The following is a 15280-nucleotide window of genomic DNA, read 5'->3' as shown; positions in this document are numbered from 1 at the left end:
TTGCTAAAGCAAAGCTCTAAAGTTTATGCTTACGAAGTTAGTTTTGCTAAGGCAAAACTTTTAGGAGGGAATTCGTGGATTTTTTTGGTTACAAAAGAGGAAGGATACTGCTCGTGATGGCAGTGATCTGTTTATTTGCTTTTGTCGTATGGCCTTTCCTTCGTGGAGGCAGATCTATGATACAGACAGATTTTATGCCTCTGAACACTCAGATGCAGGCTATGATTTCAAAAAGTGGAGAGGAGGAGCCGGTACCTGAAGCGAAACTAACAAGAAAATTAGATTCGAAAACTAATTTAGACGCAGAACCAAAGGCAACAATCCCTGGATCAACACAAATACCTGCATCTGCACCGATTTCAACAGCAATTCCTGCGCCTACTATTGTACCTACTGAAAAACCGGAAGCTAGTTTGTCAGCAGCGCAGTCTTCAGGTCGATTGGATCTTAACTCCGCTACGCTCGAGCAGTTAGATGAGATACCGGGTATTGGAGAGAGCAAGGCAAAGGCTATAATGGACTATCGATTGAAGAAGGGGCGATTTAGCCGGATTGAAGAGCTGATAGAGGTGAAGGGCATTGGGGAGAAAATGCTTGAGAAGTTGAAAGCATTTCTTTATGTGACTTGACCATAGTCCTTTCCTTTCTTTTATTTTGCTAGGAAATATGAGAGAATACTAGAAATGAAAAAAAGGATCCAATCAGGGATCTTCGGAAGGAGGAGTCAGCAATCCGTTATGAGCAACCGTAAAGATTGGGATACTTATTTCCTCGATATTGCTTACATGGCATCAACACGATCAAGATGCAACCGCCGGCATGTGGGGGCAGTGTTGGTTCAGGGGAAGAAGCTGCTTGGAACAGCTTACAATGGTGCGCCTATGGGTGTACCCGATTGTACTGAGGCAGGCTGCATGCTTGTAGAAGAAATTGAGCTTAAAGTGGTGGATGATACCGAGGAAGTTATTCGTAAACAGCGATGTATTAGAACGATTCATGCAGAGCAAAATTTGCTGCTGTTTACGGATCGAGAAGATCGCGAAGGATCAACTGTCTATGTTACAGATCAGCCTTGCTGGACATGTGCGAATATGCTGGCCAACAGTGGTGTGATGGAAATCGTTTTTCATCGCGGATACCCTAAGGATCATGAAAAAGTAAGCCATTTGATGGAGGACAGAGGTATTGTTTTCCGTAGAATGGAAGGATATGAACCTCCACCTGGCACTGTATCTGATGTTGTGAATTAAATATGTCTACTGAAGGAAGAGGAAGAACCTTTTTCTAGAGCAGCCGTTTTGGCTGCTCTGGGGAGAGGTTTTTTTGTTTGTTGTGCAGCTGGGAAAAAGTATGGATATAAAAAGGTGCGGTAACTGTGCGGTACTTACATTTTTATTGGAGTAAATACAGTGTAATGGCTTTTCTGACGGGGGTTATCGTACTTTCACTGGAATAATCCAATGAAATTTATGATTTTCCTTGAAAGTTGGCTTTTTAAGAGACTTCTATTGGAATTACTCCAATAGAAGCTGTTTTTCGAAGTCTGAGTATGAAAAACATTGTAAAAAATCCAATGACGCAGATGAAGATGAAGATGACGATGATGATGAAAGTGAAAGGAGAATGATGAAAGATGAAAGGAGAATGATGAAAGATGAAAGATGAAGGATGAAAGATGAAAGATGGAAGCTGAAGATTAAGTTGAAGTTGAAAGAGATGATGAAAGATGAATGATGAAGTTGAAGTTCATGATGAAGATCAATGTACAGATCGTTCCTTCAATTACAATTACGGAACTCATGTAAATGAATACAATTTGATTTATAACTTTCAAGAGGAGGGGGGAGCAAATGTATATGCAAATGCTAATGAAACGACCAGTTGTTATAGGGTGTTGTCTGTGGATAACTGGCTATATGCTCGCGCTCTATACCGAGCTGCGGTGGTTATCTCTGATGACGAGCGCGCTGCTGTTAGCCGCGCTTATCGTCATCTATGCGCTGCGGCTGCCTGGCAGACAGCCGCTGTGCGCCTTGTTGCTGGTCGGAGTAGCCTATGGCTACTTCCAATGCACCGACCAGCGCAACGTCTCTGCACTGCTGCCGCTAGCGCAGCAGCAGACCCTGGACGGCAGCGAGGTCACGCTGCTCGGTCGATTCTCCAGCCCCGTCACCGTCGACGGCGACAGGGCGAGCTTCACGATGGAAGCGGAATCCATCCGCTTCCGGGGTGCAGAAGCTTTCCCGCTAGGCGGGGAAAGCGTGCAGGTCTCGCTGCGCCTGCTTGAGCAGGAGCAGCAGGCGGTGGCGTCGGGCTGGCGCCGAGGCGACGCCTTAACGCTGCACGGGACGCTGCGCAGCCCGTCCCCGGCCCGTAACTTCGGCGGCTTCGACTACCGCCGATACCTGCGCCTTCACCACACCCATTGGCTGCTTTCAGCCAAAGGGGTGGATCAGGCGCAGGTCGAGCCTGCGGCTGCGCGCTTAAGCGTCGTCCAGCTGCTGCGCTGGAACGACGAGCTGCGCGGCGCTCTCAGCAGGCGCATGGACCTTATCTTCCCCGCGCCGCAGGCGGGGTTCATGAAAAGCATGCTGATCGGGCAGACGGACGATCTCGATCCCGAGCGCTTCCAGCAATTTTCGGAGCTGGGTTTGACCCATATTTTGGCCATTTCCGGCTTGAATATTGCCGTATTTCTTGGTGTTTGTATTTGGATCATGCGCCGTTTAAAGCTGGCAAAGGAGACCTATTTGCTTATCTGTATATGGTTATTGCCATTCTATATCTTACTGACAGGTGCTTCCCCCTCTATTGTTCGGGCTGGACTCATGTCTATAATTGCCCTCTATGCAGCACGGCGAGGGCTCTTTAAGGATGTTTTGCATATTATGGCGATTGTCGCATGGATCATGCTTCTATGGGATCCATACTTCCTGCTGGATGTCAGCTTTCAGCTTTCATTTCTGGTTACACTTGGTCTCATTCTTGGGGTACAAAGAGTCAATGATTTATTCGTTCCGTGGATTTCTTCCTCTATTATAAGAAATACGGCCTCCATTACGCTTGTTTCCCAAATGGTATCCTTTCCTGTATCTATTTATTATTTTAATCAGTTTTCTTTATTGTCTTGGCTAGCTAACGCCATCTTGGTTCCTGTTATTAGCATGATTGTTTTCCCCGCTGGCCTGATTGCTTTGGTTCTGGGAATTGTTTATGTTCCTGCTGGAAAAAGCATTGGTTTGCTTATTTCATGGTTAAACGAAGTGATTTTCTGGATGACAGACAAGCTTCAACAACTACAGCAGTTTAAGATGGTGTGGCCGTCGCCAAGCTTTCCCTGGATTGCCTTTTATTATGGTTTTCTCATGTTGATTTATGGATTATGTCGGCGCTTGTCTCAAGAAGCTGGAGATGAGCCTCCGATTATTTTGGTAAGTGTCAAAGACAAGAAGAAAGTGAACGTATCGAAATGGTTAGTATGTGCGACAGGAGGTTTCCTGCTATTGCTTTGGATGGGGTATTCGCCTGAGCGCTTCAACCGGTCCGGTCTCGTTCAATTTATCGACGTTGGTCAAGGTGATGCTATTCTGATTCGGACGCCTTATGGACGTCATATTCTAGTTGATGGTGGAGGGACTCTTACATTTAGGAAACCTGGTGAAGCTTGGAAAATTCGCAAGGATCCTTATGAAGTTGGTCAAAGGCTGCTCGTTCCGCTGCTCAAGAAACGTGGTGTTCATCAACTAGATCTCGTCGTTCTCACACATGAAGATGCGGATCACAGTGGCGGTCTGCAGGCGGTTATTGAGCAAATGCCCGTCAAGCAGTTTCTCTTTAATGGAACGCTCAAGCCAGGGGCAAGCATAGAGAAATTATTTGATACCCTGCTAACGCGAAAAGTGCCGCTTTTGCCTGCGAACATAAGCAATTGGATTCAGATCGATCCACTTACCAGATTGCAGGTCCTGTATCCTTTGGAAAAAGATAATCGGCTCATCGAAATTGTCAAAGAACAGAATGCGCAGTCCGTTGTTTTTTTACTCGAGATGCAAGGAACACGTTGGTTATTTACGGGGGATATGGAGAAAGAATCTGAAGCTGTTGTGGTTGATTATTTAAAAGAACATCCTTCGTTAATTGATCAAGAACAACATAATCACAAGGTCGATGTACTGAAAATTGCTCATCATGGCAGCAAAACATCGACGACACCAGGGTGGCTCGACTTCTGGAAGCCTTCCTGGGCCGTCATATCCGTAGGAGCTATGAATAGTTATGGTCACCCATCACCTGATGTATTAAGGCGTTTAGATGAAAATGAGGTGCAGGTATTGCGAACAGATCAAATGGGGGAAGTGCAACTTGAAGTCCGCAAAGAAGGGATTTACTCCCGTGTTAAAATAATGGATTAATTAACATCTGAATGGCCTCTATCCAGAGTTGTTAGATTGTTGATCTTTGTGTTCTTCTGCTATAGGCTCCTGTTTCCACGGTGGATCCCCATGCGCATGCAGCTCTTTATATATCCAATGAACACCGAAGGGAATGACGAATGAGAGAATGGTACAGATCAGTATCATCCCTGTAGGGAACCTTCCAATGAGAGAAAACCACATACTTGCATTACTCCTTTGTCGTTTTGATTATATTTCCGATTCGCCTTATAATGACTTCTGTCTGCACGTTAATCTCTGATTGTGTGAATATATTTAATCCCTGATCCCAATCATTTGCGATTGGTTTCCATAATTTATAATGATTCTGAAATAGATAAGCACCCAGCCCCAATGCATCCTTTTTATAAGTTTGTTGGAGTTTTTTAATTGCTTTGAGGGTATTGATTTGGACTGCATCTTCTAGGCTTTTCTCCAAATTTTTAATTGTTTCTGATTTAGAGGTATCATAATCGGAAATCGATTTATCAATAACCCCTTCAGTTGCGAGTTTAATGTTGAACCTGAACTTTGTTGGATTAAGCTGTTGCATTGTAATTTTACTTTTTGTTCTTTCCGCTCGGAAGGCAAAAGTGTGATCCTTAATCTTACCTTCGATGATACCGCCTTTCACGTGCTCAGTGACGAAGTTCAACCCTTGTGTTTCATCACCTGTCAAGAATCCGACCATTTCCTTGGTATGACCATCGAATATCGCGGATCCGGTCATCGCAACCCCTTTTTCTTCCAATTTAACGGTTTGAATGGCGAAGCTTTCATGCTTGACCAAATATTCATGGACGTCACCTATTCGTGATTCGGGTAACATGTAATTGGATTTTCGGTCGTTTCTGGCAATAGATGTAATATAATCGATAGGTGTTGGTTCATTAAAAGTAGGAATATCTAATATATCCGAGGCTTTTCCATTGGCAATTAATATTTGAACGCCTCTTCGCATTTCACTATTTCGTAAGAAGAAGTCCAACAAGTCGGCGAAAATTTTATCGTCTTTGGCTAATTCGCTGGAAATGATAATGATTTTTAGATGTTCAAAATAAGGGGAGCGACTCGTCCTGACTGCCAATTTCGAGCTAATGGCGGGCATGGAGTTTTCGGTTGTGGATAAATTAAAGTAGGCTTTATTGGAACTGCCAGATCCACTTTTTCCTTGACTGCTTTGTTTCAGCCCACTAGGTACGACAATCTGATAGGTTCCTTTGAATTTGTGTTTCTGAGTATTGCTGTAATCGATCGCAACACCGACTACAAACCCCCGCTGGTCAATTTCTATACGATCCCAGCAGCCTGTTAAAAGGAAGAGGATGCAGATTAGACTGGCCCAGCAGCTCCTTTTTTTAAGAAGCATCACTATTCACTCCTCGAATTTTGGCAGCAACGTGTATGAGGATAGGAAACATAATGGCGACAATTAATCCGATATAACTAATGATACTGCTTATTTCATCGAAATCAGCTAAGTTTCGTGGAAACATGCAAAGTATATAAATGAACGGATTTAATATGAACACCCATGTTTTTTTCTTTGTTTTATTAAAGACAGACATTAGCAGATAGATGGAACAGTCAAAGGCCATGATGGTCGTAGTGAAGACAGCCATAATCCAAATTGTAAAAAATATAGATTCAAACCGCTCAAAGAATGCGCCTGGAATTTGCATTTCCTTGGCAAGCTCAATGGCGGGATACGTGATTTGTTGAAGGGCGAAATGTGAAAATACACCAACGCAAGTAAGGTAGATTACTGTGTATAGTACAACTGGAATAGCTACACCTAAGACAACCGCTTTGGGGGCTTTCTTTGGGTGATTCATTAGGGTGATGTAAATTAAGATGACTTCAAAACCAAAGAGTGAGAATGCACTGGTTTCTATTCCCTTTGCCAAACCTTTCCAATCTGAGATCAAAAACGGTTTTAAATCGTCCAGGTCAAATATACTCATGCTAAATGTGAGTACGACAATTGAGATGACGATAACAATGGGCAAAAATAAAATATTTAGACGAATAATACCGACTCGGCTGCCAGAAACGGCATATACGACGACCAGTAAGAAGGTTAAGGATATCGCTTCAACAGGAGTCCGCTCAAATAGATATTGTTTGGAAATATTAGCAATAGCCCTAACTTCATAGGCGCTATACAGGATAAAGTAAAGGGTGAGAGAAAGGATGGCAATGAGGGCGATAGGCTTCGTAACGGCTGCTGAGGCATAAGCAAAATAACCTTGTTTGCTAAAATGAGTCGCAATTTTGGCTAGCATCCAGGCTGAGCCGATCGCAAGAAGACCTGCCAGCAGCATGGATACCCACCCATCAGATGATTGTACTGTTTTCGCTAGGGCCCTCGGCAGAAAGAGTATACCTACGCCAATAATCATGGATGAAATCGTAATAACTATATCTACGAAACCGATCTCACTATCGCCATATTCAAAAGATTTCATCCTCTGTTTCTCCTTCCTCTCATTCTCTGATCATTTTTGGTCTGCATCATTTTTGGCCGTTTTGTCACGAATAGCAGGGGGGATCTTAAAATGAGATCTTTCCAGTCCCGTAATAAAATTGGCGCAAAAGGGGTGGAATATGGAACGCCAAAGCTCTTCAGATTTACCAGGTGAATATTGATCATGATGTAGGCTAAGATGATCCCGTATAAGCCTAGAAAAGCAGCGGCCAACATAATGCTGAATCGCATCACGCGCAGTGAAATAGCAAACGAATAAGAAGGCAGCGAGAAAGAAGATATAGCTGTGACGGCTACAACAATAACCATAACGGGGCTTACCATGCCGGCAGCCACAGCAGATTCTCCAATAACTAAACCACCTACGATCCCGATGGTTTGGCCAATTGGTTTGGGCAGTCGGAGTCCTGCTTCCCTGAGAAGTTCGAGCGTGAATTCCATAGCGAAGGCTTCAACGACTGCAGGGAATGGCACCCCTTCCCGAGCTCCAGCGATGGAGAAAGCCAACTTAGAAGGGATCATCCCATGATGGAATTCGAGCAAAGCAATATAAAGAGCTGGCAAAAAGGTAGCAATGAAAGCTGAAATTAATCGAAGTACCCGAGTCAACGTCGAGATGAGCCAATTTTGATAGTAATCTTCAGGCGATTGCAAACTCGAAGCGAATGTAATAGGCAATATGAGGACGAAGGGGTCTCCATCTACAAGAATGGCAACTCGACCTTGGAGAAGTGCTCCAGATACTCGATCAGGTCGTTCTGTATTCATAATGAGTGGAAATGGACTAAGGAAGCTGTCTGCTATCCATTGCTCCAAGTAACCGGACCCTTCGATATCATCTATGTCTATGGTCTTTATTCTGCGAGTAACTTCTTTCACAAGGTCGGGATGCACAATGTCAGCGATATAAGTGACGATCACTTCACGTCTACTTCTTTGCCCGATTTGATAGGTGTCAAAAACAAGGTTGGTTTCTTTAATTCTTCTTCTAAGCAAAGCAGTGTTCGTACGTATGTCTTCTGTAAAACCTGCTCTTGGTCCCCGAATGATCGATTCTGTTTGTGGTTCTTCAATCGATCGAGTTTTCCAACCGCAGCTGGAAATGATGATGCATTGCGCAAGATTGTTGAATAGAAGAAGTGTATCGCCAGATAGAATGGCCATTAAAGCGTCGTCCAGAAGTTCAACTGTTTCTAACTCATAAGCCGTTAGGATTTGCTGCTTTAGTACGTTTATTAATTCCGAAGATGAGGTAACAGGGTGATCAAAGGAATGGAGCATAGGGCTTAGTAATTGCTCATTAATCATCGCTATGTCGACCAAACCATCAATGCTGACTAATGCACACGGATATTGGTCTGTGCCAATTGTAAACTGTCTAACGAGTAGATCGCTTGGATGGTGTAGAATCGTCTGAATGGTAGTCAAATTTTCTTGCAATGACGATGATAACGGTTTATTGGAATCTGAACTTGAAGTGTTTGGCTGGTTGGGAACCTGCGGGATTCGGTTCCTTCTGCCAAATAATTGTTTGAACATGATGCAGCCCTCCACTTTCGAATAGCTCATCTGTAATATTTACCACTTCCGTTAGAATTAATCGGTTATGGCAATTTCTTAGGCGGTACTATCCAAACATAGTACTTTCCCTTCTTTTAAAAAAGCTTACAATGGAGAGTAATTTGATCGATGAGAGAGAGGGGAGAACGGTTTGTGAGGCGAAGGTGAAACTAATCGGTCTAGCATACGTCTAATAACAAGTGTATTTATTTCAGGAAGTTTGTTATTCTGGTAGTTGCAAGACTTCCATTGTTTTTTTATTCTAAAAGAGTTGCAACCTTATGAGACGTTGCTGCGTCTGTAAGATTGCAAGAGGGAGGGATCCCAGTGGTAGCACCCGAACTGGTAAGATCTGCACAAGCCGGTGATCGTGATGCTCTCATTACCCTATTGCGAGAAATTGAGTCTCACGTTTATCGAACCGCTTATTATATTTTGAATAATGAACAGGATGCCCTCGATGCTTCACAGGAGGCACTCCTTCGGATTTATACAAAAATTAATTCCTATGAAGAAAAAGCGCTCTTCAAGACGTGGGTACAGCGGATTGTAACGAACATCTGCATCGATAAATTTCGCAAGGCGAAACCAACGGTTTCGATTGATGAGCATGATATGACCTTTACAGCAGAACATAATGTTGAACAGGAAATGTTAATTGGCTATTTAGCCAAAGATATTAGAGAAGCAATCGAAAAGCTTCCCGAACACCATCGATCTGTTGTTGTTCTCCGTTATTTGCAGGACTTTTCGTATCATGAAATTGCAGAATCTCTCAACTTACCGTTAAACACGGTGAAGTCTTACTTATTTCGAGCTAGACAGCAATTACAGTCGTTGCTCCAAGAATATCAGAAAGGAGGTGTTCGGGGATGAATTGTCAAGAGGTGATGGAATTTATGCAAAGACAGCTGGATGGGGATTTAGATGCAATAGAGGAAGATGAGCTTCATGCTCACCTGATGCATTGTTTGGACTGTGCACAGATGTTTGAACGTTTACAAAGATTGTCCGATGAACTGACCCAGTTACCAAAGGTCATTCCTCCATACAGTTTGGTCGATGCTATCATGCCGCAGCTAGCTGATATTGATAGACATGCCGCGGCGTCCATTACCGACAAGGTGGCTGCTTTCGGCACCAATGCTAACCAGACAGCTTCTGTGCAGCCTCCCAAACTCCCTTGGACACGCCGTTTAGGATCACAGTTCTCCTGGAAATTCGCAGGTGGTGTCGTTGCCGCAGGTCTCATCCTTGGTTTCTTCGTATTTAATCTGAAGCATCCTATGTTGGATCAAGCAGGCAGTTGGCCGCAGCCAAAGGCTGCATCTGAGAAGCAGAGTGCCGCACAAATGCCAAGTACGGCGGCTTCCGATTCAAATGCCACACAAGATACTGTCAAGAAAAAGGCAGCAGACAGTGCAGAAGCGAAGCAGGTGGCACCTAATGCTCCGGCCGCTGAGTCATTCGGGCAAGAGAAAGCAGTGCCGGATTCTACGACGGGAAATGGGCTAGTGGGGCCGCAAGCTACAACAGATGCGAAGCTGGAGGCGCCACAAACGCTGAGTACATCTGGGACGACGAAAGGTACGGATGGTTTGCGTCAGGCGCCTTCTACCTCAGAGCCTGAACGGCTGAAAGATTCGGCTTCCGCTGGGACTAATGTGAAGAAGGAATCGGACCCTGTATCGACGAATCCGCCGGCCAGCAATGTAACGCCAAATAACCCGCCGGAACAGCAAAAGGTATTGAAAACAACGGAACCAACACCTACGCCTGTTGCCAAGCAGGGTGGAGAAAAGAGTGATGGCGGAGGCATATATTCTTTGATAGCACCTAGTGCGAATCCGTTGAAATCAACAACGGGCGTTCTTGAGGCTGTTGTTGAAGAGCAGCATGTCGTGATCCGAAACAGCTCTACCCAAGAAGTTGTTTTTTCGTCCAAGCAAGTTTGGAAGTCAGGTGATCTTATCACGCTAGTGGAATGGTCTAAGGACGACAAATTATTTTATCAAGTTCAAAGCGAAGGCTCGCTTCACACTTTTCTCATCGATTTAAATACGAAAGAGGAAGCAGCGAAGTAAATTTGTGTGACGAATGCACCAAAGTAACGGTTCTAGCGTATGTTGTAAGATAAGGAAGCGGCAATGCTTTGGTGGATTGTCCACACGGTATAAGGTTTCTAGAGCCTTTAACCGGTGTTTAAATAGACAAACAAAGGGATTACCTCAAGGTCTTCGGGCTTTGACGTAATCCCTTTGTTGTTGGTAAAATGTAAGCAAGGAGTGAACATTAGCTATGGACGCAAAGAGAGCATTGAAAGATATACAAGCAGGACGCCCTGCACCGGTTTATTTGTGCTACGGTCCTGAGAAATATAAGATGAGGGAATTTATTCAGGTATTAACGGATTTGCTCATTGAGCCTGAGCACAAAGAGTTTGCAGTGAGTAAATTTGATTTGAGTGAGATTAGTCTCTCTGCGGTGCTGGAGGATGCGGAGACCCTTCCCTTTATGGTTCCGAAGAAGCTTGTCATCGCGAAGAATGCACTGTTTTTCACAGGGGCGAAGGAAAGTTCGAAGATTGAACATCACTTGGATCGTTTGACGGATTATTTGAAATCTCCAGCGGAACATACCGTCGTGGTGTTTACAGTAGATGCAGATAAATTGGACGAGCGTAAGAAGATAGTGAAGGCACTCAAGGACCTTGAAGCGGCGGTTCCCTTCCTATCATTGAGCCCAGAAGAATTGCAGCAATGGGTGGCCAAACAAGCACAGCAGCTGGGGTTTACGTTCACGGGGGAAGCCGCCGATCAACTGATCTTATACACTGGCGGGAATTTGCAATCCTTATCCGCGGAAATTGAGAAGATTTCTTTATATGTAGGAGTCGGTGCAGAAGCATCGGTTGATGTAATCGATCAATTAGTGGCCCGCAGTACAGAACAGAACGTCTTCATACTCATAGAGGATATTGTAAATGTAAGGCTGGAACGTGCCTTCGTTATTCTCGAGGAGCTGCTGAAGCAGCGTGAGGAGCCGATCAAAATCGCGGCGCTCATCGCAAGACAGTTCCGCATCATGCTACAGGTGAAGGAGTTAAGTAAACAAGGCTATTCCCAGCAGCAAATGGCTTCACAGATCGGTTTGCATCCCTTTGCCGTGAAGGTGGCTGAAGGGCAGGCACGCAAATACGATATTGAGAAGCTGAGCAGGATTATGTCGCAGCTTGCGGATCTCGATTTCCAAATGAAAACGGGGAAAATCGATAAAGTGTTAGGTTTGGAGTTGTTCCTTCTTAGGCTTGCTGCCTAGGAGGACGCCTTTCAAAAAGTAAAAAGTCCAGCTCTCTGTGAAGAGAACTGGACTTTTGCTTTATGTCCGTTTTATTACGCTTGAGCCGTAAGAGCGTTCAGCTTTTTAGCCAGACGGGACTTCTTGCGGTTAGCGGCATTTTTATGGATTAAACCTTTAGAAGCTGCTTTGTCTAATTTCTTAGAAGCGTTAATTAGAGCTTCTGGGCTTACAGCTGTTTCGAAAGCTTTCACCGCAGTACGCAGAGCGGACTTTTGGGAAGCGTTACGAAGACGGCGCTTTTCGCTAACTTTTACTCGTTTAATAGCGGATTTAATGTTTGGCATGAAATTCACCTCCTACTTACAAAACACGGTTCAACGTTACATTTGTTTGTTTGCTGACAACTTTAAGTATTCTACCATGCAACTATTGAAAATGCAAGACCTGTCAATAGGTTTTCAGTGGTCTTTGTTTTTGTATAAGCGGTTGTAAATCGTAGCACAATAATGGATGCAATGCACCCAAGGATAACGGCTAAGCTGTCCCTCCAAGGACAGGCGCGTTTACCCAGAAATATGCAAAGCTTATAATGTGAAACTTATAAATTCTTATATTTTGAGAAAGGGGAACTTCAATGGACTTAGGCTCTTTTACAACACATACGGATCTTGCGCTAGATGCAAGGGATATGGCTCATGCAGCCAATCAGGGGCAACCGATACCTGGCATTGAACAGGAGTCGACACGTGAAAACGGGATACGAGTTACCAAGATCAACGTTCTGAACGAAGAGGGCTCCAAAGCGCTTGGTAAGCTTCTCGGACATTATATAACGATAGAAGTGCCTGCTCTTCGGGAGAAAGACAGCCAATTACAGGACCGTGTCGCCACGAAATTGGCCCAAGAGTTTGAACAGTTTTTGCGTGAAATCGGCATCCCTAAGAATGCAAAAGCGCTTATTATCGGTCTAGGCAACTCTAATGTTACACCGGATGCTCTTGGTCCTCTTGTTGTGGATAACGTGATGGTCACACGTCATTACTTTGAACTAGTTCCAGAGGACGTTAGTCCAGGGTATCGGGCAGTTAGCGCGGTAGCGCCAGGGGTGCTCGGAACAACGGGGATTGAGAGCAGTGATATCGTTCAGGGGATCGTTGATATATCCAAACCTGATTTCATTATCGCCATTGATGCGCTAGCCTCCAGATCCCTAGATCGGGTAAACACGACCATTCAAATCGCGGATACGGGCATTCATCCTGGTTCAGGCATCGGAAATAAACGCAAAGGGTTGACCAAAGAAAACTTTGGCATTCCCGTGATTGCTATTGGAGTCCCGACCGTTGTCTATGCGTCTACCATCGTCAATAATGCCTTCGACTTGATGCAAAAACATTTTAGCGAGCAGACGCGAAATACAGGGCAGATCCTAGGGTTGCTGGACGGTATGCAGGAGGAAGAGCGTCTAATGCTTGTGAAAGAGGTGCTAAACCCCGTAGGACACGATCTGCTTGTCACGCCGAAGGAGATCGACCAGTTTATCGAAGACATCGCTAATATTATTGCTAGCGGCTTAAATGCAGCCTTACACGATGCCGTAAGTGTTGATAATGTAGCGGCCTATACGCACTAAATGATTTTAAGGACTGTGTCCCCTAGATGAGTGGATACAGTTCTTTCTTTTTGTCCATTTTTACGTAATCTTGGAAGGAATAAGGAGGGGGGCGTCGAAATAAGGGACGATCAACTTAAATGAGGAAGTGGTTCTGTTGAGCAGCGCACATAAAGCGAAGTTATTCATTGGGTCATCTGCTGAAAGTGTTGAAGTAGCAGAGGCTTTGCAGTCTAATCTCCATTTTTCATTTGATGTAACCGTTTGGAGTCAATTGCTATTCCCTCCTTCACATACAACCTTGGCTCCACTTATTAAGCAGGCGAAGTCTAGTGATTTTGCTATCTTTGTCTTCCAACCTAATGATTTGACACTTTTGAGAGATTCATTGGTTAGCACAGTACGTGACAATGTTATTTTGGAACTGGGTCTATTTATTGGACAAATAGGTCTAGAGAGAACTTACTTTCTTATTCCGGAAAAAGAAACATTACATATAGCCTCCGATTTAATCGGCTTAACGCCACTTACCTATGATGCGAATCATTCCTCTGGGCTCATGGCCGGCCTAGGACCGGCAACTTTCGTCGTGAAGCAAATGCTCAAAGAGTTAGGGCTGAGAGAGAAATGAAACCAAAGATATTTGTAGGCTGCTCCCCCGCAAGTTCGCTGTGGGCTGAATTCTATCAAGCGCAGTTGTCGTCTTCATCCGAGGTCACGGTTATTAATCAAGGTGTGCTTACGGCGTCCAATCATAAATTGAAAATGCTAAAAAAACATATCGAAGAGACGGACTTTGCCCTTCTTATTATCACGCATGCGGATTGGCATGATCCCTTGGTTTACGGGAATATACTCGTATTGATAGGACTTTGTATCGGAGAATTGGGCCACAGCCGCACATTCATTGTGATGTCTAAGAATTGTGAACTGCCTGAGTATCTGGAGGGTTACAACCCGCTGCGAATCGATGATCAGCAGGCCATTTCGGGGATTGCGGAGCTAGCAGGTCCTCACCTCTATCCGATTAAACATAGTATCGGTGTTCATAAGAATCGGTTCAAGCTATCCGATATGAAGAAGAACGATGCTATACGCAGTTTTTTGTTCGACGCTTTGGATTCGCTTAGTGTGTCTAGTGTGGATTATGACCGCGTATTGGATAAATTCCATAAGACATTTGATACCAATTGTGGTATAATTGAGCTTCAAGAAGTGACAGCGGCAACGCTGTTTGAGCTTCTCGAAGATGGTGTCACCTTGCAGCAGTTTGGCCGTGCCGGTCAAGTCAGCAACAACCACAGTTTCAACGTCAATGACCCTACTAGTTATCTAGCCGAATGTTACCGGGGCAAGGATACGAACATCTACCTGGGGCAAGCCAAGGATAAAGAAGATGGCGAGTTTGAATACATTTACTGCATTAAGCTGCATCCGACCATTGTTTCATCCATACATTTCAAGACAAGGACGGACATTCCCGCGCGCAATCATCATCAAGTCATGATGGAGTTATCGGAAAGAAATGCGAAGCTCGTGTCTTCACTCAAATCCATTGTGAAAGGAAGGATTATTTATGCTGAAGCACATGAAGAAAGTTCGTAACCGACCAACCACAGACAATAAACATAAACCGAGTGACAAGTCGCTGCTCAAATTATATAACGGACCCACTGTTCTGAATAAAACAAGTGGGGTAACGATTGTGGCCAAAGGGTCATTTGATTTCGAATCTCTCGCGTAGCATTAATAAGATAAACCTAAGAACCCCGTAAGGGGTTCTTTTTTGCGTATAAGCGTAATATAACTATTTAGCCTTACCCGCGATTACTGCTGACTACTGAGTAGTATAGTTATACAAGTAACAGCTTTTTCGGACCTGAAACA

14 protein-coding genes are annotated in these 15280 nt (G+C 44.3%); 10 read left to right on the top strand and 4 right to left on the bottom strand.

Annotation, left to right across the window (positions count from 1 at the left end; all coding sequences use genetic code 11):
• The first annotated feature begins 176 nt into the window (after positions 1–176).
• The 3 genes from GC102_RS05685 (at position 177) to GC102_RS05675 (ending at position 4412) form a co-directional block, all read left to right on the top strand.
• A complete protein-coding gene (locus GC102_RS05685) occupies positions 177–629 on the top strand; it encodes a ComEA family DNA-binding protein (protein WP_246320727.1) in 453 nt (150 codons plus the stop codon).
• Between the two features lie 108 nt (positions 630–737).
• Positions 738–1250, top strand: a complete 513-nt coding sequence (locus GC102_RS05680) for a deoxycytidylate deaminase (RefSeq protein WP_047672253.1) — start codon at positions 738–740, stop codon at positions 1248–1250.
• Positions 1251–1850: 600 nt separating this feature from the next.
• A complete protein-coding gene (locus GC102_RS05675) occupies positions 1851–4412 on the top strand; it encodes a DNA internalization-related competence protein ComEC/Rec2 (RefSeq protein WP_246320726.1) in 2562 nt (853 codons plus the stop codon).
• Positions 4413–4623: 211 nt separating this feature from the next.
• Here the strand turns inward: GC102_RS05675 and GC102_RS05670 are convergent, their stop codons facing one another.
• From GC102_RS05670 to GC102_RS05660, 3 genes are read right to left on the bottom strand one after another with little or no spacing between them, the layout of a single operon-like run.
• Entirely contained in the window at positions 4624–5802 is a 1179-nt protein-coding gene (locus GC102_RS05670) for a Ger(x)C family spore germination protein (protein ID WP_171688541.1), read from the bottom strand.
• Positions 5792–6901, bottom strand: coding sequence for a GerAB/ArcD/ProY family transporter (locus GC102_RS05665; RefSeq protein WP_171688540.1), 1110 nt, complete (start codon positions 6899–6901; stop codon positions 5792–5794). Before GC102_RS05665 ends, GC102_RS05670 begins: the two co-directional genes overlap by 11 nt.
• Positions 6898–8460 carry a spore germination protein gene (locus GC102_RS05660; RefSeq protein WP_171688539.1) on the bottom strand — a complete coding sequence of 521 codons (1563 nt, stop codon included), beginning with the start codon at positions 8458–8460 and terminating at the stop codon, positions 6898–6900. The genes GC102_RS05665 and GC102_RS05660 overlap by 4 nt, the downstream gene beginning before the upstream one ends.
• 348 nt (positions 8461–8808) lie before the next feature.
• Between GC102_RS05660 and GC102_RS05655 the strand changes: the two genes are divergently transcribed.
• From GC102_RS05655 to holA, 3 genes are all read left to right on the top strand, one after another.
• Positions 8809–9357, top strand: coding sequence for an RNA polymerase sigma factor (locus tag GC102_RS05655; RefSeq protein ID WP_056838612.1), 549 nt, complete (start codon positions 8809–8811; stop codon positions 9355–9357).
• A complete protein-coding gene (locus tag GC102_RS05650; protein ID WP_171688538.1) occupies positions 9354–10565 on the top strand; it encodes a zf-HC2 domain-containing protein in 1212 nt (403 codons plus the stop codon). Before GC102_RS05655 ends, GC102_RS05650 begins: the two co-directional genes overlap by 4 nt.
• Positions 10566–10779: 214 nt before the next feature.
• Positions 10780–11799, top strand: a complete 1020-nt coding sequence (gene holA / locus GC102_RS05645; protein WP_171643701.1) for a DNA polymerase III subunit delta — start codon at positions 10780–10782, stop codon at positions 11797–11799.
• Between the two features lie 74 nt (positions 11800–11873).
• Here the strand turns inward: holA and rpsT are convergent, their stop codons facing one another.
• Positions 11874–12125, bottom strand: a complete 252-nt coding sequence (gene rpsT / locus GC102_RS05640; protein WP_028557986.1) for a 30S ribosomal protein S20 — start codon at positions 12123–12125, stop codon at positions 11874–11876.
• 290 nt (positions 12126–12415) lie between these two features.
• Here rpsT and gpr point away from each other — a divergent pair, with 290 nt between their 5' ends.
• The 4 genes from gpr to GC102_RS05620 all read left to right on the top strand — a co-directional run bounded on the left by gpr (position 12416) and on the right by GC102_RS05620 (position 15137).
• Positions 12416–13414: a GPR endopeptidase gene (gene gpr, locus GC102_RS05635; protein ID WP_171688537.1), complete on the top strand. Its 999-nt coding sequence runs from the start codon at positions 12416–12418 to the stop codon at positions 13412–13414.
• A gap of 136 nt (positions 13415–13550) precedes the next feature.
• Positions 13551–14024, top strand: a complete 474-nt coding sequence (locus GC102_RS05630) for a nucleotide-binding protein (protein WP_171688536.1) — start codon at positions 13551–13553, stop codon at positions 14022–14024.
• Positions 14021–14998 (top strand): TIR domain-containing protein, encoded by a 978-nt coding sequence (locus GC102_RS05625; protein ID WP_171688535.1) that lies wholly within the window; start codon positions 14021–14023, stop codon positions 14996–14998. Before GC102_RS05630 ends, GC102_RS05625 begins: the two co-directional genes overlap by 4 nt.
• Entirely contained in the window at positions 14970–15137 is a 168-nt protein-coding gene (locus GC102_RS05620) for a hypothetical protein (RefSeq protein WP_171688534.1), read from the top strand. Before GC102_RS05625 ends, GC102_RS05620 begins: the two co-directional genes overlap by 29 nt.
• Positions 15138–15280 lie beyond the last annotated feature (143 nt).

The sequence above is a fragment of the Paenibacillus germinis genome (assembly GCF_013141785.1).
In the GTDB taxonomy this organism is placed as follows: domain Bacteria; phylum Bacillota; class Bacilli; order Paenibacillales; family NBRC-103111; genus Paenibacillus_E; species Paenibacillus_E phytorum.
Note: the sequence above shows the minus strand (reverse complement) of the source record. Positions and strands in the feature narration are given on the sequence as shown.